At 65.9% G+C, this 22,888-nt stretch carries 22 protein-coding genes and 1 pseudogene; 9 read left to right on the top strand and 14 right to left on the bottom strand.

Annotated features, from left to right (window positions below):
• Window positions 1-200 precede the first annotated feature (200 nt).
• Window positions 201-1,613 (top strand): coniferyl aldehyde dehydrogenase, encoded by a 1,413-nt coding sequence (locus AC1RWI_RS00410; protein ID WP_492863779.1) that lies wholly within the window; start codon window positions 201-203, stop codon window positions 1,611-1,613.
• Between the two features lie 48 nt (window positions 1,614-1,661).
• Here the strand turns inward: AC1RWI_RS00410 and kdoO are convergent, their stop codons facing one another.
• Window positions 1,662-2,615: a Kdo hydroxylase KdoO gene (kdoO, locus tag AC1RWI_RS00405; RefSeq protein ID WP_492863777.1), complete on the bottom strand. Its 954-nt coding sequence runs from the start codon at window positions 2,613-2,615 to the stop codon at window positions 1,662-1,664.
• A 248-nt stretch (window positions 2,616-2,863) separates the two neighbouring features.
• Window positions 2,864-4,027: a methionine adenosyltransferase gene (gene metK / locus AC1RWI_RS00400; protein WP_174426073.1), complete on the bottom strand. Its 1,164-nt coding sequence runs from the start codon at window positions 4,025-4,027 to the stop codon at window positions 2,864-2,866.
• A gap of 385 nt (window positions 4,028-4,412) precedes the next feature.
• Between metK and AC1RWI_RS00395 the strand changes: the two genes are divergently transcribed.
• The 4 genes from AC1RWI_RS00395 (at window position 4,413) to AC1RWI_RS00380 (ending at window position 8,066) form a co-directional block, all read left to right on the top strand.
• Entirely contained in the window at window positions 4,413-5,351 is a 939-nt protein-coding gene (locus AC1RWI_RS00395; RefSeq protein ID WP_043343102.1) for a lysophospholipid acyltransferase family protein, read from the top strand.
• The gene (locus AC1RWI_RS00390) at window positions 5,348-6,241 is read left to right on the top strand and encodes a lipid A biosynthesis lauroyl acyltransferase (RefSeq protein WP_043343101.1); all 894 of its coding nucleotides are present in this window, start codon (window positions 5,348-5,350) and stop codon (window positions 6,239-6,241) included. Before AC1RWI_RS00395 ends, AC1RWI_RS00390 begins: the two co-directional genes overlap by 4 nt.
• A 100-nt stretch (window positions 6,242-6,341) precedes the next feature.
• Window positions 6,342-7,208, top strand: a complete 867-nt coding sequence (gene dapF, locus AC1RWI_RS00385) for a diaminopimelate epimerase (RefSeq protein ID WP_043343099.1) — start codon at window positions 6,342-6,344, stop codon at window positions 7,206-7,208.
• Window positions 7,209-7,256: 48 nt separating this feature from the next.
• Window positions 7,257-8,066, top strand: coding sequence for a polyphosphate kinase 2 family protein (locus tag AC1RWI_RS00380; protein ID WP_043343097.1), 810 nt, complete (start codon window positions 7,257-7,259; stop codon window positions 8,064-8,066).
• 52 nt (window positions 8,067-8,118) lie between these two features.
• Here AC1RWI_RS00380 and AC1RWI_RS00375 read toward each other — a convergent pair whose 3' ends face one another.
• The 4 genes from AC1RWI_RS00375 to pyrE all read right to left on the bottom strand — a co-directional run bounded on the left by AC1RWI_RS00375 (window position 8,119) and on the right by pyrE (window position 12,077).
• Complete coding sequence (locus tag AC1RWI_RS00375) at window positions 8,119-9,471, bottom strand: DUF3734 domain-containing protein (RefSeq protein ID WP_043343095.1); 1,353 nt, start codon at window positions 9,469-9,471, stop codon at window positions 8,119-8,121.
• A 122-nt stretch (window positions 9,472-9,593) separates the two neighbouring features.
• Window positions 9,594-10,376: a 3-hydroxybutyrate dehydrogenase gene (locus AC1RWI_RS00370; RefSeq protein ID WP_043343093.1), complete on the bottom strand. Its 783-nt coding sequence runs from the start codon at window positions 10,374-10,376 to the stop codon at window positions 9,594-9,596.
• A gap of 86 nt (window positions 10,377-10,462) precedes the next feature.
• Entirely contained in the window at window positions 10,463-11,203 is a 741-nt protein-coding gene (locus AC1RWI_RS00365) for an acetoacetate decarboxylase (RefSeq protein WP_043343088.1), read from the bottom strand.
• Window positions 11,204-11,387: 184 nt separating this feature from the next.
• Window positions 11,388-12,077, bottom strand: coding sequence for an orotate phosphoribosyltransferase (pyrE, locus tag AC1RWI_RS00360; RefSeq protein WP_006162743.1), 690 nt, complete (start codon window positions 12,075-12,077; stop codon window positions 11,388-11,390).
• 30 nt (window positions 12,078-12,107) lie between these two features.
• Here pyrE and AC1RWI_RS00355 point away from each other — a divergent pair, with 30 nt between their 5' ends.
• Window positions 12,108-12,884: an exodeoxyribonuclease III gene (locus AC1RWI_RS00355; RefSeq protein ID WP_043343086.1), complete on the top strand. Its 777-nt coding sequence runs from the start codon at window positions 12,108-12,110 to the stop codon at window positions 12,882-12,884.
• Window positions 12,885-12,914: 30 nt separating this feature from the next.
• Here the strand turns inward: AC1RWI_RS00355 and AC1RWI_RS00350 are convergent, their stop codons facing one another.
• Window positions 12,915-13,310 carry a type II toxin-antitoxin system MqsA family antitoxin gene (locus AC1RWI_RS00350; RefSeq protein ID WP_492863771.1) on the bottom strand — a complete coding sequence of 132 codons (396 nt, stop codon included), beginning with the start codon at window positions 13,308-13,310 and terminating at the stop codon, window positions 12,915-12,917.
• Window positions 13,307-13,609 carry a type II toxin-antitoxin system MqsR family toxin gene (locus AC1RWI_RS00345; protein ID WP_492863769.1) on the bottom strand — a complete coding sequence of 101 codons (303 nt, stop codon included), beginning with the start codon at window positions 13,607-13,609 and terminating at the stop codon, window positions 13,307-13,309. Before AC1RWI_RS00345 ends, AC1RWI_RS00350 begins: the two co-directional genes overlap by 4 nt.
• A gap of 145 nt (window positions 13,610-13,754) precedes the next feature.
• Between AC1RWI_RS00345 and argC the strand changes: the two genes are divergently transcribed.
• Window positions 13,755-14,702, top strand: a complete 948-nt coding sequence (argC, locus tag AC1RWI_RS00340; protein WP_043343082.1) for an N-acetyl-gamma-glutamyl-phosphate reductase — start codon at window positions 13,755-13,757, stop codon at window positions 14,700-14,702.
• 106 nt (window positions 14,703-14,808) lie between these two features.
• On the opposite strand, the gene AC1RWI_RS00335 is transcribed toward argC, so the two are convergent.
• Complete coding sequence (locus tag AC1RWI_RS00335) at window positions 14,809-15,282, bottom strand: excinuclease ATPase (protein ID WP_043343076.1); 474 nt, start codon at window positions 15,280-15,282, stop codon at window positions 14,809-14,811.
• Between the two features lie 75 nt (window positions 15,283-15,357).
• A complete protein-coding gene (locus tag AC1RWI_RS00330) occupies window positions 15,358-16,356 on the bottom strand; it encodes a M48 family metallopeptidase (protein ID WP_492863766.1) in 999 nt (332 codons plus the stop codon).
• 184 nt (window positions 16,357-16,540) lie between these two features.
• Here AC1RWI_RS00330 and AC1RWI_RS00325 point away from each other — a divergent pair, with 184 nt between their 5' ends.
• Entirely contained in the window at window positions 16,541-17,797 is a 1,257-nt protein-coding gene (locus AC1RWI_RS00325; protein WP_043343074.1) for a muropeptide transporter, read from the top strand.
• 156 nt (window positions 17,798-17,953) lie between these two features.
• On the opposite strand, the gene AC1RWI_RS00320 is transcribed toward AC1RWI_RS00325, so the two are convergent.
• Complete coding sequence (locus tag AC1RWI_RS00320; RefSeq protein ID WP_492373919.1) at window positions 17,954-18,784, bottom strand: acyl-CoA thioesterase; 831 nt, start codon at window positions 18,782-18,784, stop codon at window positions 17,954-17,956.
• 107 nt (window positions 18,785-18,891) lie between these two features.
• Window positions 18,892-19,734 (bottom strand): annotated as a pseudogene (locus AC1RWI_RS00315) (DMT family transporter); the annotation flags it as partial.
• Window positions 19,735-19,951: 217 nt separating this feature from the next.
• Here AC1RWI_RS00315 and AC1RWI_RS00310 point away from each other — a divergent pair.
• A complete protein-coding gene (locus AC1RWI_RS00310; protein ID WP_492863764.1) occupies window positions 19,952-20,869 on the top strand; it encodes a LysR family transcriptional regulator in 918 nt (305 codons plus the stop codon).
• A 40-nt stretch (window positions 20,870-20,909) separates the two neighbouring features.
• On the opposite strand, the gene metW is transcribed toward AC1RWI_RS00310, so the two are convergent.
• Together metW and metX are read right to left on the bottom strand one after the other, a co-directional pair.
• On the bottom strand, window positions 20,910-21,521 hold the full coding sequence (gene metW / locus AC1RWI_RS00305; RefSeq protein ID WP_492863762.1) for a methionine biosynthesis protein MetW: 612 nt from the start codon (window positions 21,519-21,521) through the stop codon (window positions 20,910-20,912).
• Window positions 21,518-22,690: a homoserine O-succinyltransferase MetX gene (gene metX, locus AC1RWI_RS00300; RefSeq protein ID WP_492863760.1), complete on the bottom strand. Its 1,173-nt coding sequence runs from the start codon at window positions 22,688-22,690 to the stop codon at window positions 21,518-21,520. The genes metW and metX overlap by 4 nt, the downstream gene beginning before the upstream one ends.
• Window positions 22,691-22,888 lie beyond the last annotated feature (198 nt).

The following is a 22,888-nucleotide window of genomic DNA, read 5'->3' as shown; positions in this document are numbered from 1 at the left end:
CGCCGAAAGCATGCCGCGAAATCAGTGTAGGGCTTTGCCGAGGCACTGGAAAGGGCGAAGGAGGGTCGGTGTATACGGTTGTTTGAAGCACGTGGCTAGTGGCCGGCCTCCATTGTCAGGCGCCGCCGCTTGGCATATGGTGCGGGGATCTGAACGCCGCGCGCGCCAAGGGCAGCGCACGACCCCAAGGAGAGCGCGACATGAGAGAAGTGCCCGAGATTGCATCCGTGTTCGACGCCATGCGCGCCGCCTCACGCCGCGATCAGGCCCCGGCCTGGGCGGTGCGCGCCGACCGGCTGCGGCGCCTGCGCAAGCTGGTGACGGGGCACATGGACGAGATCTCGCAAGCCATCAGCGCCGATTTCGGCAACCGCCCCCGCCAGGAAACCGCGCTGCTCGAGGCCTTTCCCAGCGTGGCCGGGATCGACGATGCACTGCGTCATGGCAAGCGCTGGATGCGGGTGCGGCGGGTTCGCACCGGGCTGTGGTTCAAGCCCGCCACATCGAGGCTGATGCCGCAGCCGCTGGGCGTGATCGGCATCGTGGTGCCGTGGAACTACCCACTCTATCTGACCGTGGGCCCGCTGGTGGGCGCGCTGGTCGCGGGCAACCGCGCCATGGTCAAACTCTCCGAGTACACGCCGCGCTTTGCCGCGCTGTTCGCGCGCCTGGCGCAACAGGCTTTCGCCGCCGACGAGGTCACGGTGATCAATGGCGACGCGCAAGTGGCGAGCGCTTTTTCCGCCCTGCCCTTCGACCACCTGCTGTTTACCGGCTCAACCCAGGTCGGCCGCCATGTGATGCGTGCGGCGGCCGCCAATCTCACGCCGGTCACGCTGGAACTGGGCGGCAAATCGCCGGCCATTGTCGGTCCCGGCGCCGATCTGGAGCGCGCCGTCGAACGCATCCTGGTGGGCAAGCTGCTCAACGCCGGCCAGACCTGCATCGCGCCGGACTATGTGCTGCTGCCCGAGGCCCTGCGCGAGCCCTTCGTCGAAGCCGCGCGCGCCTGCGCCGCCCACCTCTATCCGGACCTGCCGGGCCATGCGGGCAACCCCGACTACACCACCATCATCAGCCCGAGGCACTTCGCGCGGCTGGACGGCCTGGTGAGCGATGCCGCGCGCGCCGGGGCGCGCGTGGTGCCGCTGTCACAGCTGCCATCGGACCCCGAGCGCCGCCGCCTCGCGCCGGTGCTGTTGCTGGATGTCCCCGCCGACGCCACTGTGATGCGCGAGGAAATCTTCGGGCCGGTGCTGCCGCTGGTGACCTACCGCACGCTGGAAGAGGCCATTGACTACATCAACGCCCGCCCACGCCCGCTGGCGCTCTACCTGTTCGAGAAGGACGGCCGCACAATCGACCACGTCATGGCGCAAACCGTGGCGGGCGGCGTCAGCATCAACGAAACGCTGCTACATATCGCCCAGGAAGACCTCCCCTTCGGCGGCGTGGGGCCCAGCGGCATGGGTGCATATCACGGCCAGGCTGGCTTTGAGACCTTCTCCAAGCTCAAGCCGATCTTTCGCCAATCCGGCATCAATGGCGCCAGGCTGCTGAAGCCACCCTATGGCAAGCGCTTTGAAACGATGATCAAGCTGCTGATGCGCTGAGCCCGGGGAGAAAGCCGGCGGCTAGCCAGGCGCCGGCTCAAACCAGACTCAGCCCACCACCATCGGGCGCCCCAGCATCCGCGCCAACACCGCTTCCGGCGAATGCGTATGGTCTGAAATCGCCTTCGGCGACAGGTAGTAGGTCTGCTCCATCATGGCCCGGCCCCGCATGGCGGCATGCAGCACCTGGTCGCTGAATACAATCCAGGTCGACCCGGGCGGGAACTGAAACTCCTGCTGCGGCACATTGGCCTGGTACTCCAGGTCGGCCTTTGCAAGATCGTGCAGCTGCAGCATCCGGTGGTCATACTCCGAGCGCCGGCGCTTGGTGATATGCAGCATCTCCATCACCCGCGCCTGCCCCGGCCACATGCCCTTGGTCTTCGGCACGAAACGCTTGGCGAAATCGCCAAACGGCTCGCCCACACGCCACACGCGCGGCGCCTGCGGGTCAATGTTGTGGAACACGCGCAGCAGCCGCTGGCCCAGCATCGGGTTGGACGGGAAGGCGTCCACATGCAGCCGCGTGTCGTCCTTGCGCCAGCTCACCGGCCGCCCGGCGATCTCGCTCGGGCGCAACGAGGTGCCGGCGCGCACCATATGCGGGCCATATTCCGGGAACAGGCTGAGCACCAGCTTCTCGCTGTACTCGGCATAGCGGCGAATCAGCACGTACAGGTCTTTCAGGTCCTGCTCGCCGCCCGTCGCGCCGCGCACGGCCTGGTCGTTGGCGCGCAGGTTGATGTTCTTTGACTTGCCGTCCGACCAGCGGCTGTCCAGGAAACGCTCCTCGCCGGGCTCGAACTGGAAGCGCAGTTGGGGGAAGAACAGCACGGCGCCCTGCTCCAGCTCGCGGCGCAACCCCGCCTTGGTGCCGGCATCGAGTTGCGGCGCCCACTCCGTATAGGGCTGGGGCCGGATCAGGTTGAACGCGGGCGCGGCTGCCCCGGCCGCGGTGGCAGTGGCGGGCGTGGAAGGGGTAAGGGTCGAATCAAGTGACATGGGCATCCTCGGTATGCGGGCTCCGGCGGTCTTGAGCGCGCATGCGCGCGCCGCGGCAGGCGAACAAAGCGCCACTCGCCGGGCCGCCTTGCCATCCCGCGATTCTACCCTCGCGGCCATGGGGCGCCACGCCCCGCCTCGCCCCGCTTGATCCAGGACAAGGCCGTGGCAAGCCAGGAACGCCACCGCAGGCGCGAAAAAAAACCGCCCGAAGGCGGTCTCTTTCCGATGCGAGGTTCGCGGCAGCCTTACAGGCCGGCTGCAGCGCGCAGCAGCGCGACCTTGTCGGTTGCTTCCCACGAGAATTCCGGCTCTTCGCGGCCGAAGTGGCCGTAGGCAGCGGTCTTTTCGTAGATCGGGCGCAGCAGGTCGAGCATCTGCACGATGCCCTTCGGGCGCAGGTCGAAGTGGTCTTGCACCAGGGCGGCGATCGCCTCGTCGGAGATCTTGCCCGTGCCTTCGGTGTACACCGTCACATTGATCGGGCGGGCCACGCCGATGGCGTAGCTGACCTGCACCTGGCACTGGCGCGCCAGGCCGGCGGCGACCACGTTCTTGGCGACATAGCGGGCAGCATAGGCTGCCGAGCGGTCGACCTTGGACGGATCCTTGCCCGAGAAAGCACCGCCACCGTGGGGCGAAGCGCCGCCGTAGGTGTCGACGATGATCTTGCGCCCGGTCAGGCCGCAATCGCCTTGCGGGCCGCCGATGACGAAGCGCCCGGTCGGGTTCACCAGGTACTTGGTGTCCTTGAGCATCTCGGCCGGCAGCACCGGCTTGATGATTTCCTCGATCACGGCTTCGCGGATCTGCGCCTGGGTAATATCCGGCGAGTGCTGCGTCGACAGCACCACGGTATCCACGCTGTGCGGACGGCCGTCGACGTAACGCACGGTCACCTGCGACTTGGCGTCGGGACGCAGCCAGGGCAGGCGGCCATCGCGGCGCAGTTGCGACTGGCGCTCGACCAGGCGGTGCGAATAATAGATCGGGAAAGGCATCAGCTCCGGCGTTTCATCGCAAGCGTAGCCGAACATCAGGCCCTGGTCGCCGGCGCCCTGGTTCAGGTAGTCGTCGGAGGCGCGGTCCACGCCCTGGGCGATGTCAGGCGATTGCTTGTCGTAAGCGACCAGCACTGCACAGCCCTTGTAGTCGATGCCGTATTCGGTGTTGTCGTAGCCGATGCGCTTGATGGTGTCGCGCGCGACTTGGATGTAATCGACGTTGGCGGTCGTGGTGATTTCCCCGGCCAGGACAACCAGGCCGGTGTTGCACAGCGTTTCAGCGGCCACGCGCGCGTACTTGTCCTGAGCCAGGATGGCGTCGAGGACAGCATCGGAAATTTGGTCGGCGACCTTATCCGGATGGCCTTCGGAGACGGATTCCGAAGTGAACAAGAAGTCGTTTGCCACGAACTTTTCTCCAGGTTTGGCTATTGCGCGCCAACCTCTAAGCCCGGGCGGCGACGCTTTAGCGGTATTTTCATGCCGTTCCGGTAGAACGGTATCGCCCCGCAAGTTGTCAGTTAACTCGGCGATACGCGCTATTATACGCGCCTGCAAGCTACGCTGCAGCGCCCCGGTTATCTGGCACACCTGCCAATACCGGACGCTGTCGCGGCCAGGCCGCGCCACCCGATAAGCGACGCGATTCCGGCCTGGCGCGAGCCTGCAGGCAGTGCAAGCCGTACGGTGGGCCCCGTAACAACACCAGATTCATTTTGATTGCCCCACTAACGGCAGCGCCCGGCAAAACATTAATGACCTACCCGGCCCGCCGGGCCGCTATCGCAATCCGATGACCTTTCTGTTCTGGCTGATTTCCCGCTTGCCGCTCTCCTGGCTGCACGCCATCGGCGGTGCGCTCGGATTGCTGGCGGCACGCCTGCCGGGACGTTATGGCACGCGGCTCAGGGAAAACCTTCGCCATGCCTACCCCGACGCCAGCGACGCGATGGTGGCGCAGGCGGCCCGCTCGACCGGCCGCATGATCCTGGAAATGCCCTATTTCTGGAGCCGGCGCCATCCCGACGCGCGCATGTACAGCTTTGCCGACCGGATCTGGCCGGAACTCGACAAGCTGATGGCACAGGGCCGCGGGCTGATCATCCTGGTGCCGCATCTTGGCTGCTTCGAAGTGCTTCCGCAGGCATTTGCCCTGCGGCATCCGGTCACGGCGCTGTACAAGCCGCCGCACCAGGCGTGGCTGCGCGACTGGATCGTCAAGATGCGCACGCGCCCTAACCTGGCCATGGCGCCGGCGCAGCCGCGCGGCGTGCGCATGCTGGTCAAGGCACTCAAGCGAGGCGAGGCCATCGGCATCCTGCCCGACCAGGTCCCGACCGGCGGCGAAGGCGCCTGGGCGCCGTTCTTTGGCAAGCCGGCTTACACCATGACGCTGGTGCAGCGCCTGCAGCAACTCACGGGCGCGCCCATCGCGGTGATCTTCGCCGAACGCCTGCCGCGTGGCGCCGGCTTCCTCGGCCATATGCAGGTCATCAAGGACCCGCTGCCTGACGACCAGGCTGAAGCCGTCGCGGTGATCAACGCAGCCGTCGAGAAGCTGGTGAAGGCATGCCCGACGCAGTACCTGTGGGGCTACAACCGCTACAAGCACCCAGGCGGCGCGCAGTTGCCGCCCGCGGAGCCACCTCGCGCCCCGGCGGCCGACGCCTCGCGCAACCCCCTGGAGGTGCCCGCGCCGGCACCCGCCTCTCTCTCCAACGACCAACGATGAGCCGTATCTTTACCTGGCTTGGCATCGGCCTCTTGACCGTGCTCGGCAAGCTTCCCTATCCGCTCGTGGCACGCTTCGGCGAGGGCCTGGGCAGCTTGCTCTACCTCATTCCCAGCAGCCGGCGCCGCGTGGTGCAGACCAACCTGCGCCTGTGCTTTCCCGAGCGAACCGACGCCGAGATCGAAACGCTCTCGCGGCAGACCTTTCGCACCGTCTTTCGCAGCTTTGCCGAGCGCGGCATCTTCTGGACCGGCAGCGAGGCGCAGATGCGCCGCTGGGTCCGGATCGACGATCAGGCCGACCTGGTGGCGCTGGACGGCACGCCCCACATCCTCGTCACGCTGCATCTCTCGGGCGTCGAAGCGGGCGCGATCCGCCTCACCATCCACCTGCGCGAGCACGTCAAACGCTCCGGCGCATCGCTCTATACCAGGCAGAAGAACGACCTGTTCGACGGATTCCTCAAGCACGCGCGCGGCCGCTTTGGCGCCAAGATGATTGCGCGCAACGACAGCGCGCGCGACATCATCCGCTGCCTGCGCAAGGGCGAGGCCCTGCAGTTGATCGCCGACATGGACTTTGGCGAGCGCGACTCGGAGTACATCCCGTTCTTTGGCGTGGAGGCACTGACCCTGACCTCGGTATCACGCCTGGCGCGGCTGACCGGGGCCAAGGTTGTGCCGATCTACACCGAGATGCTGCCCGACTACCAAGGCTACGTGCTGCGCATCCTGCCGGCTTGGGAAAACTATCCCGGCGACAGCGTGACCGAGGACACCCGGCGCATGAATGCCTTCTTCGAAGATTGCATCCGCCCCCGCGTGACTGAGTATTACTGGGTGCACAAGCGCTTCAAGCACCGCCCCGGCGGCGAGCGCGAAAACTACTGACCACGTGGGCGCGGCGGCGGCGTCGCCACGCAAACATGCCGCCCGCGCCACCCTCGACACGCCGCCAGCAAGCGCCGGACGGCCCGACTACAATCGCACTATGAAACTCCAGTTCACCAAGATGCACGGCGCCGGCAACGACTTCGTCGTGCTTGACGGCATCCACCAGACCCTGAACCTGACCCCGGCGCAGTGGCGCGCGCTCGCCAGCCGGCATTTCGGCGTGGGCGCCGACCAGATCCTGGTGGTCGAGAAACCCACCCGTGACGACGTCGACTTCCGCTACCGCATCTTCAACGCCGACGGCGGCGAAGTGGAGCACTGCGGCAATGGCGCGCGCTGCTTCGTGCGCTTCGTCACCGACCACGGCCTGACCGACAAGCGCTCGGTACGCGTGCAGGTGATGAACGGCGTGATCACCTTGACGCTGCAGGACGACGGCCAGGTCACTGTCGACATGGGCGCGCCGGAACTCGAACCCGCCCGCGTGCCGTTCCGCCCCGAAGGCCTGCCGGCCAAGGCCGAAGGCCGCGATACGCTGTACGGACTGGAAGTGAACGGCCGCACCGGGTGGATTTCGGCAGTGTCGATGGGCAACCCCCACGCGGTGCAGGTGGTGGACAACACCGAGGCGTTCCCGGTGCTGCAGGACGGCCCCATCATCGAGCACCACGCGAGCTTCCCCAACCGCGTCAACGCCGGTTTCATGCAGGTGGTGGAGCGCCACACGATCCGCCTGCGCGTGTTCGAGCGCGGGGCTGGCGAGACCCTGGCCTGCGGCACGGGCGCATGCGCGGCGGTCGTCGCCGGCATTCGCCGCGGCCTGCTGGACTCGCCGGTGCTGGTGCACACCCATGGCGGCGACCTGACGATTGCCTGGGACGGCGAAGGCGAGTCGGTACGCATGACCGGCCCTGCCACCACGGTGTTCGAAGGCAGCATTGACCTGGACCGGCTGCCTGCCTGACCATAGCGGCTTGCGGCCAGCCACGGCCGCACCCTCCATGGAGTGCCAATGCCGCTCGCCGATTTCCGCATCACCTCGGGCAAGAACTTCAGCCTGGCCGACTTCAATCCCGACGCCAAGCCGTTCTCCAGCGGCGACAAGGTCGCCGACCAGGCCCGCCTCACCGAATTGAGCGCCCAGCTCGACGCGCAGCAGGACATCTTCTATGCCGAGCACCAGCGCAAGCTGCTGATCGTGCTGCAAGGCATGGACACGAGCGGCAAGGATGGCACCGTGCGCGGCGTCTTTCGCAGCTTCGACCCGCTCGGCATCCGCGTCGTCAGCTTCAAATCCCCCACCGCCGAGGAACTCGCGCACGACTACCTGTGGCGCATCCATGCCCAGGTGCCGCGCGCCGGCGAGATCGTGGTCTTCAACCGCAGCCACTACGAAGACGTGCTGATCACGCGAGTGCACGAGTGGATCGACGAAGCCGAATGCGAGCGCCGCTACAAGCAGCTACGGGCCTTCGAGACGATGCTGCTGGAAACCGGCACCACCATCGTCAAGTGCTTCCTGCATATTTCCAAGGACGAGCAGAAGGCCCGGCTGGAAGCGCGGCTGGCGGATCCGCAGAAGCAGTGGAAGTTCGACCCGAAGGATCTGGAAGAGCGGCAGTACTGGAAAAACTACGAGACCGCCTATACGGCCGCCATTGCCGCGACCAGCACGCCGGAAGCACCGTGGTATGTCGTGCCCGCGAATTCGAAGACGCACCGGAACCTGATGGTGGCGGAGATCCTGATGGCGGTCTTCGAGAAGTTGAAGCCGGCGTATCCGCCGGGAAAGCCGGCCCTGGCGAAGCTGAAGGTGGCCTGAGGCACAAGGGCGGCGCGAAGGGACCAGGCCAGGCCGGCCCCCTCGCCTTGGGTCAGGCATGCCCGTTGCCGCGATGGATGTCGTGCGTGACAAACGGCTTCTCGTGCGTCGGCATGGCCAGCCACTCAGGATGCTTCAGCGTTTCCCGGATGTCGTCCAGCCCGCTGGTCCAGTGCTCGTTCATCGTCAGCAAGCCAAACTGATAATCCTTGGCGTTGCCTTCAAAGGTCTTGTCGCGATAGATCAGCTGGATCACGTTGCGGCGCGCATCGCATGCATACTCCGCCGCCTTGCGGTACCAGTCATTGTCACGCTGCGCCTGCGGCACCAGCGCCATCACCTCGCTCAGCATGCGCCGGTAGTTCTGCTGCTCGCTCATGTAGTCCGTGATGGTGCGCGTACGGCTGGAGTACTGGATGTCTTTCTGCCGCTCGGCCACATCCAGCAGGTTGTGCGGCAGCTTGCCCCGCGCGCTCCACAGGTCCACCTGGAAGATCAGCGCGTCGCGCCGGGGCTGGGCTGTCAGCACTTCCGACAGCGGCGTGTTGGACACCAGGCCGCCATCCCAATAGAACTCGCCATCGATCTCCACCGCGGGAAAGCCGGGCGGCAAAGCGCCGGAGGCCATGAAATGCTCGGCGCGCAGCTTGCGTCGCGTGTTGTCGAAATAAGCGAAATTGCCGGTCCGCACATTCACGGCGCCCACCGACACGCGCATCTCGTCATGTTGCGAGTTGATGCGGTCAAAATCGGCAAAGCGCTCCAGCGTGTCCTTGAGCGGGCTTGTATCGTAATAGCTGGCATTGGCGGGGCCGCACTGGCGCTCCACCAGGCTGGGCCACGCACGAGGCTGGAAGAAGCCCCGCTGTCCCTCGAAGATGGCGCGCGCGGCCTCGATGCCGTCGAACCAGATGCGCAGCGGATCGGGCCAGTGCGCAGCGCCCTGTGCGGCCACCTCGTAAGGCAGCAGGCTGGGCAGCCAGGGCTGCTGGCAGATGTAGTCCCAGAATGCACGCAACTGCTCGACCCTGCGCTCAGGCGCATTGCCCGCGATCACGGCTGCATTCAGCGCGCCGATTGAAATCCCGGCCACCCAGTTAGGCTGGATGCCCGCCTCCGCCAGCCCCTGGTACACGCCCGCCTGATACGAGCCGAGCGCGCCACCGCCCTGCAGCACCAAAGCCCTGACCGTGTACTCATGGTGAACCGGCCGCGTGCGGCCGGCGCCCTCGGGCGCGAGGTCCGGCGGCGCGCAGCCGCCGGGAGGCAGGAGGTTGGGCTCCGGCTCTCGTAACGCTTCGGGCTTTGGCGCCTCGCGTTCTGGCGTGGGCGCCGCCGGGTTCGCTACCACGGCCGCCACAGCGCCTTTTACAGCCTGCTTCGGCGTGCCCTTTCTCTGTGCCACGGTAAGTTCCTGTGTCACTTTTTCCAGCTTCTGCCGACGTCCACCTGCCACGAACCCCTCCTTGATGACTTTGCATTCCGACCTTGCATGCGGTCATGCCGGCCGGGCACTTTTCTTGCCGCTTACTGCATGTACCAGCCGTGGCTCACGATAAAGGACTGCCCGGTCAGCGCCGCCGACGGGAAAGCGCACAGGAACAGCGCGGTCTGCGCCACGTCGTCCACGGTGGTGAAGACGCCGTCCACGGTGCCACCCAGCATGACGCGGCGAATCACCTCTTCTTCGCTGATGCCAAGCTCCCTGGCTTGTTCCGGAATCTGCTTGTCGACCAGCGGCGTGCGCACGAAACCCGGACAGATCACGTGCGAGCGCACGTTGTACTCTGCCCCTTCCTTGGCCAGCACGCGCGCCAGGCCAAGCAGCGCATGCTTGGCCGCAACGTATGCGGACTTCAGTGGCGAGGCCTCGTGCGAGTGCACCGAACCCATGTAGATCACGGTGCCGCCGCGCTTGTCCTTGTACATATGCTGGAGTGCGGCCTTGGTGGTGAGGAAAGCGCCATCGACGTGGATGGCCTGCATCTTCTTCCAGTCGGAGAAGGCGTAGTTCTGGATCGGGTTGACGATCTGGATGCCGGCGTTGGAGATCAGGATGTCGATGCCGCCAAACGCCTTGGCCACCTCCTCGGTAGCGCTGTTGACCGCGTCCTCGTTGGTCACGTCCATCGCCACGGCGATGGCGCGCCCACCGGCAGCTTCGATATCGGCGGCGGCTTTCTGCGCAGCCTCGAGATTCAGGTCGGCGATGGCGACCGCCGCGCCTTCCTTGGCCAGCAGTTCAGCAATGGCGCGGCCGATGCCGCTGGCGGCGCCGGTCACGATGGCGGATTTTCCTTGGAGCTTCATGGACGTTTCTCCTGTCTGGATGATTCAGGTTAGCCGGGCCGGCCGGATGGGCCGGGACCGATGGAAACCGTTGGATGCCTGGCCGCTCAGGCCAGGTAGTCGAACACCACCTCGCCCAGCCCTAGCGTGAGGTCGGCAACGTAGTGCTTGGCGCCGAGAACTTCCAGCACCGGAAGGCCAGCCACCGGCGCGAGCGCATGGGGCGACAGCGACAGCGCCGCCGGCCCGGTCCACGCGCCTTTCATCCGCACGTCTTTCAGGAAGTAGCAGACCAGCTCGCAGATGCGCGCGGAACCGTCCACGTGCGGAATGATCTTGAGCAGGTAGTTTGGCGTGCTCGCAAGCGCCAGGCCCAGCGCGTCCTTGTCGAGCTCGCGGTGCTTGTAGCCCATGGTGCCGGTGGCGACGCGCACCGGGCCATAGTCGAGCGTACCGACCAGCGTATCGGTGTGGACCGCCAGTGTGGGGCTGGCCAGCTTCTTCGGAAAGCCCCATAGCTCGCGCCCGCCCGCCAGTGGCGGATGGTCGTCGAGGTACATGGCGTGGGTGTAGTTGCCGGGCTTGCCCTGGTAGGTGACGGGAATCACCTGGCCCGATTCGGTGTAATCGCCAAACCCGGTGGAGTCTGGCATGCGGATGAATTCGTAGTTGACCACCGCGTCGGCGATCTCCAGGGGTTCCGGCACCACCGCGCGCAACAGCTCGGGATCGGTACGGTAGGAGATGACGAAGAATTCGCGATGGATGAAGCGGTATGGCCCCATCGGATAGGCCGGATTGGTAAGCGGCATGGCGAATGCCCGCTCGCGGATCGTCTTGATGTCCATCGCCAGCCAACCTCCTGAAGAGATGCTGCGCCGCCTTGCCGGGCGGCAAGGCGAATCGCTGGCGTCCCCGGGTATCCGGGGGGCGGCCAGCGAGATCAGTCAGACCGGCGATTCTCCTGCGCGGTTCCCTGTTGTTTGCTGCATTGCGACAAACAATGGCAAGCAGCAGGCAACAGGTTCCAGACTATACGCCGTAGCGCTGCCGATAGGCAGCCACTGCCTCGCGCGAGCCGCCCAGCGCGGGATCCTGCGATGCGTCCAGGTAAGCCAGCAGGTCCTTCAGGCTGGCAATGGAGATCACCGGCACGCCATATTCGCGCTGCACATCCTGCACTGCAGAATGCGTCCCGACCTGATCGGCGGTGCCACTCTTTTCCATGCGGTCGAGCGCGATCAGCACCGCGGCCGGCTCCGCGCCAGCCGCGCGGATCATCGCCATCGATTCGCGCACCGAGGTGCCGGCCGAGATTACGTCGTCGATGATCACGACCTTGCCTTGCAGCTTGGCGCCCACCAGCGTGCCGCCCTCGCCGTGGTCCTTGGCTTCCTTGCGGTTGTAGGCGAAGCCGACGTCACGTCCGAGCCCGGCCAGCGCCACCGCGGTGGCGGACGCCAGCGTGATGCCTTTGTAGGCCGGCCCGAACAGCACGTCGAACTCCAATCCGGATGCCAGCAGGGTTTTCGCATAGAATTGCGCCACCTGGCCCAGCATCGCACCCTGGTTGAACAGGCCTGCATTGAAGAAGTACGGCGACTTGCGGCCCGCTTTGGTCACGAATTCGCCGAAGGACAGTACGCCAGCGTCGAGCGCGAAGCGGATGAAGGTCTGGCTCAGGTCGCCAGCGCCGGGCTGCGGCGTCGTCTGCTGCGTCATCTTTTCTCTCTGATTTCAAAATTTCCCGAGATGTTACGGATTATCAGCGCCAACCTCAACGGCATCCGCTCCGCGGCCAAGAAAGGCTTTTTCGAATGGATGGGCAAGCAGGACGCCGACATGGTCTGCGTCCAGGAGCTCAAGGCGCAGGCTGCCGACATGACGGAAGCGTTCCTGGCGCCACACGGCTACCACGGCTACTTCCATTATGCGGAGAAAAAAGGCTATAGCGGTGTCGGCCTTTACACGCGCCACAAGCCGGAGCGCGTGATCACCGGTTTCGGCATCGACGAGTTCGATAACGAAGGCCGCTATGTCGAGGTGCAGTATCCGCATCTCGCCGTGATCTCGGTCTATGTGCCCTCCGGCTCCAGCGGGGAAGAACGCCAGCAGGCGAAGTTCCGCTTCATGGAAGCCTTCCTGCCCCATCTGCTGCAGCTCAAGGCCAGCGGGCGCGAGATCGTGCTGTGCGGCGACGTCAACATCGCCCACAAGGAAATCGACATCAAGAACTGGAAGGGCAACCTGAAGAACTCGGGCTTCCTGCCGGAAGAGCGCAGCTGGATCGGCGAGCTGTTCGACGTGCACGGCTATGTGGACGTGTTCCGCAAGCTGGACCCGCGCCCCGAGCAGTACACCTGGTGGAGCAACCGCGGCCAGGCCTATGCGAAGAACGTCGGGTGGCGCATCGATTACCACCTGGCCACGGCAAGGATCGCCGAGACCGCGCGCGCCACCTCGATCTACAAGGACGAGAAATTCAGCGATCACGCGCCGCTGTCGATCGACTACGACTTCCCGCTGTAACGAGTACGGCCGAGGGCGCACCGGCTACGCCTAGCGCACCTCTTCAAGCAGCTCCGGATGCCGCTCCAACACCTTGAGCAGCTTGACCAGCGCCAGCGGCGGCTTGGTCTTGCCGGTTTCGTAGCGCGAGAAGGCATTGACGCCGCCGCCGAATATCTCGGCGGCCTCGCGCTGGTCCAGGCTCAGCTTCTTGCGCACGGCCACGATGAAGGCGGGATCGACGATGGCTGCATTGACCTGCTTTTGGAAAGCCACCGCCGCTTCGCCGTACCGGTCCGCTTGATTCGGGTCCAGCACGATTTCCCCGCACGCCGGACAAAAGCCGCCCGAGACCGCGGAAATGATGACAGTTTCGCCCTTGTACGTATAAGGCACGTCGCGCGTGTCCTGCACCAGTTCCGCACCCCCGCATTCTGGACATTTCATGGTTCCAGCTCCTTGAATGACACGACCAGCACCGCATCGGTGACCGTCAGTTTCAGATACAGTGCACCGGCGGCGGTAATCGGCCGGTAAACGTCCTGCCATACCTTGTGATCCGCGTAGGTCGTCATGCTCTTGTAAAAGTCGGCCGAAGTCAGCGAAGCAATGACGGCGATCACGTCGGCACTGCCGAATCCGAGCTTGCGACTGTGCACGGCAGCGGAGCTGGTCAGGCAAACCCGCCCTTCGATGGCCAAGGTCCTGATCACCGAGAGCTTGCAGTGAGGCGTATGTTTCTCCATCGAATTTAACCTACTAGGTTACAACTAACAAGGGAATTTGCGATGCACTGCGGCATGCAGCCTGCGACGTCCCCCAACCTAGTTACAATGCGGGTTCCCATCCGATTCCGGCATGGGACCCTTCGTATTTCCGAGTGAGTCCGCCATGGTTTTCAAAGTGTTCGTAGATGGTCAGGAAGGCACCACCGGCCTCCGGTTGCTCGACTATCTCTCCGGCCGTTCCGATGTGGAACTGCTTCGTATCGCCGATGACAAGCGCAAGGACCCGGCTGAACGAGCACGCTTTCTGAATGCTGCCGACGTCGCTTTCCTGTGCCTGCCCGACGTTGCCTCCCGCGAGGCCGTGGCGCTGGTGACCAATCCCGATACCTGCGTGATCGACGCCAGCACGGCGTTCCGCACCACCGACAGCTGGGCCTACGGCCTGCCGGAACTCACGCGCGGCCAGCGCGAGAAGATCCGCACGAGCAAGCGCATCGCGGTGCCGGGCTGCCACGCCAGCGCCTTCCTGATGGCGGTGCGCCCGCTGGTGGAAGCCGGCGTGATGCAGGCCGACTATCCGGTTTCGGCGTTCTCGCTGACCGGCTACAGCGGCGGCGGCAAGCAGATGATTGCCGAGTTCGAAGCCGGCGGTAACCCGAAGCTGGACAGCCCGCGCCCCTACTCGCTGGGCCTCGCGCACAAGCACCTGCCCGAGATGCGCGTACAGGCCGGCCTGGCGCAGGCGCCGATCTTCAACCCGATCGTCGGCAACTTCCTCAAGGGCCTGGCCGTGACGGTGCCGGTGTACCCGGATCGCCTGGCGCGCAAGGTGACGCCGGAACAGATCGCCGATCTGTACCGCAAGCACTACGAAGGCGAGCAGTTCGTGCGCGTGATGCCGGTGGGCGACGAGGCCAACCTGGACGGCGGCTTCTTCGACGTGCAGGCCAGCAACGACACCAACCGCGTGGACCTGTTCGTGTTCGGCTCGGCCGAGCGCATCGTGCTGATGGCCCGCCTGGACAACCTGGGCAAGGGCGCCGCCGGCGCTGCGGTGCAATGCATGAACGTGCATGTCGGCGCGGATGAAGCGACTGGCCTGAGCGCCTGACACGCTTAAGCGCTTAAGCGCTAGTGCGGCAGCACCAGCCGCACGAATGAAAAAAAAGCCGGCGTTGGTTTCGCCGGCTTTTTTTCGCTGCGGGAAATCCCGTTGGTCAGATCCCGGCCTTGACCACGACGCCCTTGAGCGCAACGCCAAGGTAGGCGCTGCCCTTGGCGCAGACGTAGGTGCTGTCGCTGGCGGTCTCGTCGTCCTTCCAGTTGCTGCGGATATCGACCACGGCGCTGCCGCCTTCCTTGGTCGCGCGCTGCTGCAACTCCTGCACCGCCTGCACAAAGAGGGTGGCGCACAACTCGTCGTCAGCGGGCGGCGGCGGGCCGCCGGTGGAGCGGCTGTTGTCGATAGGCCGGCGCATGCGCTTGACGGTCTTGAAAGACTGGCCGTCCTGCGCGCCCGGCAGCTTGTTGAAACCGAACAGCAGCCTGATCGACGGGTCCACGCGCTCCTTGGCCCCCGGTGTCGCCAGCGCCTTGTCGATCGGCATGCTCAGCAGCTGGTCGGCCGCCTGCGCGCTGCCGCCCGCCAGCAACGCGCCGGCCATCAGACTGAATCGCATCCAACGCTTCATGGTCTTCTCCTCATTGCCCCGGTTCGATGTATTTATCGTACAGGATCTGCCATGAAGAGAGCCTCTCGGATGTCTTTACTTTTTTAGTGGCTTTTGACGGTCGTCATCTCCGCTGTCGACCGGCGCGCCGCTCAGGTTGGCCATATTGGTCCGATAGGGCGGCAGCTTACCAACGCTGGAATCGATCGCGCGCGCGTAGAGCGGCAACACCTCGGGCAGGTGCTTCTCCAGCTCGGCGATGCGGGTGCGGCCCGATGGATGGGTGGAGAGGAACTCCGAGCCCGACTGCGCCGAAGATTGCGAGACCGCCCCCATCTTTTGCCACAGCGACACGGCGGCGCGCGGGTCGTAGCCGGCACGCGCGGCGATGTCCATGCCGACCAGGTCGGCTTCGGTCTCGTCCGAGCGCGAAAAACGCAGCGTGAGCAACTGCGCGCCGGTGCCCAGGGCCATATTGCCGAGATTGCCGAAGCCGAACAGTTGCGAGATCACGTTGGCGCCCAGGTTGGTGATCTCGGACTGGGCTGCCCGCTCGCGCGCATGCTCCTGCAGCGCATGGGCGATTTCGTGCCCCATCACCATGGCGACTTCCTCATCGGTCAGCTTGAGCTGGTCGAGCAGGCCGGAGTAGAAGGCAATCTTGCCGCCGGGCATGCAGAACGCATTGACCTGCTTGGAGTTGATCAGGTTGACTTCCCACTTCCATTGCTTAGCGCGCTCGTTCCAGCGCGGGGTCTGCGGCAGGATGCGCTTGGCGATGGCGCGCAGGCGCACCAGTTGCGGGTTGTTGTCGCCGACCAGTGTCTTCTTGGCTTGCGCCTCTTCCTTGAGTTGCTCGTACTCCTGCGAAGCCTGCTGCTCGATGACCTCGACCGGCACGATCTGGCGGATGGACGCGCCGCCGCGTTGCACGCGGATGCCATCTTCAGCTTCCTGCGGCTGGGCCTGGGCCTGGACCTCGACTGCGCTCATGCTCAACGCTGCGCCGGCCGCCAGCGCCAGCGCGGCCAGTCGACGTGGCAACGCAATCCCGGCCCGCCGGTGGCGGTACTGACAACGCTGGCGATCGGACATGAACGATTCCTTGGATGCGGTTTTCGGCAAGCAGGGTAAGCAAGGGTTGATGCGGCCAGGACACGGTCCAGGCCCGGCACATCCCGCGCATCGGGGCGGCGCTGACGGTAATGCAATAATACACGGCGCCTTGCCAAGCCTGATTGCCCCGATTGCCCCGATTGCCCGCCTGCCATCCTGATTCATGACCTTTCAAGCCTATCTCGACATTTTCCGCAATCGCCGCATCGGCGCCATGCTCACGCTGGGCTTCGCGTCCGGGCTGCCGCTGGCGCTCACCTCCGGCACATTGCAGGCCTGGATGACGGTGGAAGGGCTGGATATCAAGACCATCGGCTTCTTCTCGCTGGTGGGCCAGGCCTATATCTTCAAGTTCCTGTGGGCCCCGCTGATGGATCGCTATACGCCGCCGCTGCTGGGCCGGCGCCGCGGCTGGCTGCTGGTGACCCAGATCGGGCTGGTGCTGGGCATCGCGGGCATGGCCTTCTGCCCGCCGCACGAGGCGCTGTGGACGCTGGCGGCGCTGGCCACGCTGGTGGCCTTCCTGTCTGCCTCGCAGGACATCGTGTTCGACGCCTACAGCACCGACGTGCTGCGCGCGCCAGAGCGTGGCGTGGGAGCGGCGGTCAAGGTGCTGGGCTACCGGCTGGCAATGCTGGTGTCGGGCGGGCTGGCGCTGTGGCTGGCCGACCGCGTGCTGGGCTGGCAGCAGATGTACCTGCTGATGGCGGGGTTGATGGGCATCGGCATCGTCAGCCTGCTGTGGGCGCCCGAGGCAGAGTCTCCGGCGCGCACGCCGCGCTCCATGGAGGAAGCCATCCTGGGCCCGCTGCGCGACTTCTTCTCGCGCCCGGGCGCCTGGTGGCTGCTGCTGCTGATCGTGCTCTACAAACTGGGCGATGCGTTTGCCGGCAGCCTGTCCACCACCTTCCTGATCCGCGGCGTGGGCTTTTCGGCCGGTGAAGTCGGCTTGGTCAACAAGACGCTAGGGCTGGCCGCCACCATTGTGGGCGCGCTGTTCGGCGGCACGCTGATGGTGCGCCTTGGCCTGTACCGCTCGCTGATGCTGTTCGGCATCTTGCAGGGGGTGTCCAACCTCGGCTACTGGATCCTGGCGGTGACGCCGCCGCACCTGTGGACCATGGGCGCCACCATCGCGGTGGAGAACCTCTGTGGCGGCATGGGCACGGCGGCTTTCGTGGCGCTGCTGATGACGCTGTGCAACCGCTCGTTCTCGGCCACCCAGTACGCGCTGCTCTCGGCGCTGGCCTCGGTCGGGCGCGTCTATGTCGGCCCCAGCTCAGGCTACCTGGTGGAGGCCTTCGGCTGGTCGGCCTTTTACCTGAGCACCGTGGTGGTGGCCGTGCCCGGCGTAGTGCTGCTATGGGCGATGCGCAACACCGTGCATCGCTACGAAGCCCGGGCCCGCGCCGCGGCCTAGCCTCCCCCGGCGCCCAGCAGCGCGAATGCCTGCTCGCTAGAGGCTGACTGTTTCAAAATGAAGCGAAGCGGTTCTGGCCAGGCGCGCGGCCGCAGACAGTACAAGCGGATCGGCCAAGGCCGGGCAACGACGCCAGCATCTTTTGGAAATGGCCTCTTACTGCTTGTAGTAGACGATCTGGTGCGAGGTCGCGAGCAGTTCTCCCTGCGGGCTCCAGATCTGCGCGCTCTGGTCGAAGAAGCCCTGGCGGAACACCTGCGCCTGGGCGCTGCCCAGCACATGGCTGTTGCCCAGCGCTGCCAGGGTCGGGGCGTCGGCATGGAAATACGTGGTCAGCGACACCGTGCCGGCCGGCACGAAGCCGGCGCGCTTGAGGAAGATGCGCGGGTAGAAGGTGTCGCACCATGCCGCCATGGCGGCGAAGTCCGGCGTGCGCGCGGGCGCATCGCGCAGCCAGAACTGGGTCACGCTGTCCGGGTTCTCGGTGCCGGCCTCGACATTCGGCTTGGCGCCGCGCACCGGCCGCAACTCATACGCGTCCAGCCAGCGCACCGGTGCGAAACCGGCCATCGGGGCGACATCGCTTGCCGGCGGCACCTGCGGGAACACGGCCTCGCCGCAATTCCAGGTCTCGCGGCGCACGGCGAAGAAGGCGGTAGCCGTGGTCGCCACTTCATCGCCCTGGCGCAGTTCGATGGTCCAGTGCTGGGTGTTGCGGTTGGTGCGCACCGGACGCGCTTCGATCACGAACGGCCCTTCGACGATCGGGCCGGCAAAGTTGACGGTCAGCGCGGACGGATCGCCCAGCCGCTCGGGATGTTGCAGCACCGCTTGCAGCAAGGTGGCCGCCGTAATGCCACCGAAGGGGCCGATCATGTTCCAGTAGGCCGGCGTGGTGCGGCCGTGGAAAAGATTGCCTCCCGCCGGCTCCAGCGCGATCGCGTGGTCGAAGGAATGGATGGTCTGGCTGGCTGGCGTGGCGGACATGTCGGGGGCCAAAAAAGTACGATCGTTCGATAATACTGCAAACGGCAGACGGGCGCTGGCACCGCGTCAACCGGGCGCCCCCCTCCAATCCGTCGCCGGGTCAGCCCCCCCGCCCGCGCCTGCCGCAGCGGATTCCAGCCAAGCTGGTTGCCGATCACCGCCAACAGGATCAGCGCCATGCCAGCGAGCTGCGGCGGCGTGAGCACCACCCCGAACACCAGCACATCAATCACGATGGCCACCAGCGGATAGACAAACGAGAGCGTGGCGATCGACAGCACGTTGAGGCGCTGGAAGGCGCCATACAGCAGCGTGTACATCACGCCGGTATGCACGAGGCCTAGCGCCAGCAATGCCCCCCAGGTCCGCCCGCCGAACGTCTCGACCGCTGGATGCGCCAGAGGGAACAGCATGACCACCCCCATCGCCATCTGCAGGCCCGCGATCTGCCCCGCCGGAACCCCCTTGAGGCGGCGCGTGGCCATGGTGGTGATGGCGTACAGCAACGCCGCCAGCATCGCCAGCCCGACCCCGGCCAGCATGCCGCCGGTGGCACCGCCGTGCTCCAGCCCTGTGATCAGCATCACGCCGCCAAAGGCCAGCACCAGCCAGGCAAGCCGCCCGGGCGCGATGGCCTCGCGCTGGAACAGCGCAGCCAGCAGCAGCAGGAAGAAGGGCTGGGTGTGATAAACGACCGTGGCCACCGAAATGCCACTGTACGAATAGGCGGAGAACAAGGCCAGCCAGTTGAGGATCAGCGTAACGCCGCCCAGCGCCAGCCAGCCCCAGTCGCGGGCGCGCATGGGCTGCCAGCCGCGCCGCAGGGCGAGCGTGCCCAGCAGCGCGGCGCCGCCGAAGATGCAGCGGAAAAACACGACGTCGAGCGGCGACTGCCCGCTGGTCACCACGAACCAGCCGATGGTGCCCGACAGGCCCATGGCGGCCACCATGCGCCAGGCACCGCCGCGCCGGGCGGGTTCCGTGGCTTGCGGGGCGGGGGTGGCGGCCGGGGAAGCCACGGCGGCGCCAGATCGATCGATATTCATGAAAGTCTCCTGCGAAGCTTCGTACGCTTGGATGCCATTGTTCCATCGCGCATTCAGGTCAACAATCCACCCCACAAGCAATTACTATTTGACCTGTAATCACAAATACGGGAGCCAGTCCATGCCGGTCGCGCAACTCAACGCCATGGCCGTATTCGCCCGGGTGGTGGAATGCGGCAGTTTCTCCGCCGCAGCCCGCGAGCTGGGCATGACACCCTCCGCCGTCAGCCGCCATGTGACGCGGCTGGAAGCGGCCATCGGCGCGAGCCTGCTGCAACGGACCACGCGCGCCTTCACCCTGACTGAGCTCGGACAGGCCGTGCACGCCGCGTGCGCCCGGATGGTGGCCGCGGCGCAGGAAGTCAGCACGCTGGCCAGCGACCACGGCGGCGAGCCGCACGGCGTGCTGCGGGTCAGCGCACCGGTGGTGTTCGGGCAGGCCTGGCTGGCGCCGCGGCTGCCGGCCCTGCTGGACCGCTTTCCCGCGCTGGACCTGCAGCTGACGCTGGCGGACCGCCTTGTGGACCTGGTGGAAGAAGGCGTGGACGTGGCCATCCGCATTGCGCGCGAACTGGCGCCGGGCCTGGCAGCGCGGCCAATCCGCGCGGTGCGTTACCGGCTGGTGGCGGCACCCGGCTGGCTGGCGCGGCATGGCACGCCAGCCGAGCCGGCGGCGTTGGCCGGGCATCGCTGCCTCTACCTGGGCTATGGCGCCTTTGGCGAGCGCTGGAGCCTGCAGCGCAGGCGCGACGGGCAGACCGTGGCGCTGCGCATCCCGCCGAAGGTCACGCTCAACAACAGCGCGGCCATTGTCGCCATGGCGCAGGCCGGCGGGGGCATCGGGCTGGTGCCGGACTTCTCGGCCGCCGCGGCGCTGGCGTCGGGCAGCCTGGTGCCGGTGCTGGACGACTGGGAAGTCCTCGAACCCTACGTAGGCACGGCCTTCGCGGTCTACACGCCAACCCGCCACCTGGCCCCCAAGGTGCGCGCCTTTATTGACTACCTGGTGGCGCAGGCCGCGCTGGAGACCAGCAGCTAGCGCGGCGGACAGCTAAGCGCAGCCCCGCGCCCTCGCCGGCTCAGGCGGCGCAAACCCGGTACACCGCCAGGCTGCCGCGCCAGTTCGAGCCCCAGTTGACCGTCACACCCTCGTGCATCACCACGCGGTCAAGGACGCGTAGGCCAACCTTGGACGCCAGCGACTCAAAGTCGCTGATGGTCAGCACGCGTACGTTCGGCGTGTTGTACCACTGGTACGGCAGCGCCTCCGACACCGGCATGCGCCCGCGGAACACCGACAGCCGGTGCGGCCAGTAGCCGAAGTTGGGGAAGGACACGATGCATTCGCGCCCCACCCGCAGCGTCTCGCGCAGGACCTGCGCGGTGTTGTGGATGGTCTGCAGCGTCTGCGACAGGATCACCGTATCGAAGCTCTTGTCCTCGAACAGCGCCAGGCCGCCTTCCAGGTTCTGCTGGATCACGTGCACGCCCTTCTGCACGCACGCCAGCACGCCTTCGTCCTGGATCTCGATGCCGTAGGCCTGCACGTCGAGCTCATCCTGCAGCACGCGCAGCAGGCTGCCGTCGCCGCAGCCCAGGTCGAGCACGGTGGAATTGGGCTCGATCCAGCGCGCGATGGCGCGGAAGTCGGGGCGCAGCGCCAGGATATTGGGGTTGGCCGCGGCATTCATGCGCCTATCTCCTCGGCGATGCGTTCGTAATAGGCGCGCATCAGGTTGTGATAGCGCGGGTCGTCCAGCAGGAAGGCATCGTGCCCGTGCGGCGCATCGATCTCCGCATAGCTGACCGGGCGCTTGTTGTCGAGCAGGGCCTTGACCAGTTCGCGGCTGCGATTGGGGGCGAAGCGCCAGTCGGTGGTGAAGCTGGCCACCAGGAAGCTGGCCTGCGTCTGCGACACCGCGCGCGTGAGATCGCCGCCGAAGGCCAGCGCCGGATCGAAATAATCGAGCGCGCGCGTGATCAGCAGGTAGGTGTTGGCATCGAAGTACTCGGCGAACTTGTCACCCTGGTAGCGCAGGTAGCTCTCCACCTGGAACTCGACATCAAAGGAGAAGCGGATGTCATCGGTCTTGAGCTCACGGCCGAATTTCTCCGCCATGTCCTCGTCGGACAGGTAGGTGATATGGCCGATCATGCGCGCCACGCGCAGGCCGCGCTTGGGCTTGACGCCGTGCGCGTAGTAGTTGCCGCCGTGGAAATCGGGGTCCGACAGGATGGCGCTGCGCGCAACCTCGTTGAAGGCGATGTTCTGCGCCGAGAGCTTGGGCGTGGAGGCCACCACGATGCAGTGGCGCAGCCGATCCGGGTACATCAGGCTCCAGGCCAGCGCCTGCATGCCGCCCAGGCTGCCGCCCATCACCGCCGCGAACTGGGTGATGCCGAACCGGTCCGCCACGCGCGCCTGGGCATTGACCCAGTCTTCCACGGTGACCACCGGGAAGGTGGCGCCGTAGGGCTGGCCGGTGGCGGGGTTGGCACTCATCGGGCCAGTCGAGCCGAAGCAGGAGCCTAGGTTGTTGACGCCGATGACAAAGAAGCGGTCGGTGTCGAGCGGCTTGCCCGGGCCGACCATGTTGTCCCACCAGCCGACATCGCGCGGGTCATGCTCATACACGCCGGCCACGTGGTGCGAGGCGTTAAGCGCGTGGCACACCAGCACGGCGTTGGAGCGCGCGGCGTTGAGCATGCCGTAGGTCTCGACCATCAGGTCGTAGTCGGCGAGCGAGGTGCCGTTGCGCAGCTTCAGCGGCTCGGTGAAATGCATGCACTGCGGCGCGACGATGCCGACCGAGTCGGTCGGCAGGGCAAGCGCGGCAGGAGGCGGAGCTACGTCTGTCATGGAATAAGCCCGTTGGCAAACAGGCGTAAAAAAACCCGACCGGCCTTGCGTGGACGTTGCCTGCGGATGACATCAAACCTGACATCAAGCACAGCATCAACGACGGCGCAGCCAAATCGGGTTTTGCACGGGTCTTGCGTCCCGCGTGCCGGTGCCTTGCGTGGCAGGGAACCGACCCACCTCTTTAGCCGCATTTAT

It is taken from the genome of Cupriavidus sp. MPR-AND1C (genome assembly GCF_058809705.1).
Note: the sequence above shows the minus strand (reverse complement) of the source record. Positions and strands in the feature narration are given on the sequence as shown.

Coding starts and splice junctions, on each gene's coding strand:
- AC1RWI_RS00410 (WP_492863779.1), top strand. CDS start 201: ATGAGAGAAGTGCCCGAGATTGCATCCGTGTTCGACGCCATGCGCGCC.
- kdoO (WP_492863777.1), bottom strand. CDS start 2,615: ATGTCACTTGATTCGACCCTTACCCCTTCCACGCCCGCCACTGCCACC.
- AC1RWI_RS00395 (WP_043343102.1), top strand. CDS start 4,413: ATGACCTTTCTGTTCTGGCTGATTTCCCGCTTGCCGCTCTCCTGGCTG.
- AC1RWI_RS00390 (WP_043343101.1), top strand. CDS start 5,348: ATGAGCCGTATCTTTACCTGGCTTGGCATCGGCCTCTTGACCGTGCTC.
- dapF (WP_043343099.1), top strand. CDS start 6,342: ATGAAACTCCAGTTCACCAAGATGCACGGCGCCGGCAACGACTTCGTC.
- AC1RWI_RS00380 (WP_043343097.1), top strand. CDS start 7,257: ATGCCGCTCGCCGATTTCCGCATCACCTCGGGCAAGAACTTCAGCCTG.
- AC1RWI_RS00370 (WP_043343093.1), bottom strand. CDS start 10,376: ATGAAGCTCCAAGGAAAATCCGCCATCGTGACCGGCGCCGCCAGCGGC.
- AC1RWI_RS00365 (WP_043343088.1), bottom strand. CDS start 11,203: ATGGACATCAAGACGATCCGCGAGCGGGCATTCGCCATGCCGCTTACC.
- pyrE (WP_006162743.1), bottom strand. CDS start 12,077: ATGACGCAGCAGACGACGCCGCAGCCCGGCGCTGGCGACCTGAGCCAG.
- AC1RWI_RS00355 (WP_043343086.1), top strand. CDS start 12,108: ATGTTACGGATTATCAGCGCCAACCTCAACGGCATCCGCTCCGCGGCC.
- AC1RWI_RS00350 (WP_492863771.1), bottom strand. CDS start 13,310: ATGAAATGTCCAGAATGCGGGGGTGCGGAACTGGTGCAGGACACGCGC.
- AC1RWI_RS00345 (WP_492863769.1), bottom strand. CDS start 13,609: ATGGAGAAACATACGCCTCACTGCAAGCTCTCGGTGATCAGGACCTTG.
- argC (WP_043343082.1), top strand. CDS start 13,755: ATGGTTTTCAAAGTGTTCGTAGATGGTCAGGAAGGCACCACCGGCCTC.
- AC1RWI_RS00335 (WP_043343076.1), bottom strand. CDS start 15,282: ATGAAGCGTTGGATGCGATTCAGTCTGATGGCCGGCGCGTTGCTGGCG.
- AC1RWI_RS00330 (WP_492863766.1), bottom strand. CDS start 16,356: ATGTCCGATCGCCAGCGTTGTCAGTACCGCCACCGGCGGGCCGGGATT.
- AC1RWI_RS00325 (WP_043343074.1), top strand. CDS start 16,541: ATGACCTTTCAAGCCTATCTCGACATTTTCCGCAATCGCCGCATCGGC.
- AC1RWI_RS00320 (WP_492373919.1), bottom strand. CDS start 18,784: ATGTCCGCCACGCCAGCCAGCCAGACCATCCATTCCTTCGACCACGCG.
- AC1RWI_RS00310 (WP_492863764.1), top strand. CDS start 19,952: ATGCCGGTCGCGCAACTCAACGCCATGGCCGTATTCGCCCGGGTGGTG.
- metW (WP_492863762.1), bottom strand. CDS start 21,521: ATGAATGCCGCGGCCAACCCCAATATCCTGGCGCTGCGCCCCGACTTC.
- metX (WP_492863760.1), bottom strand. CDS start 22,690: ATGACAGACGTAGCTCCGCCTCCTGCCGCGCTTGCCCTGCCGACCGAC.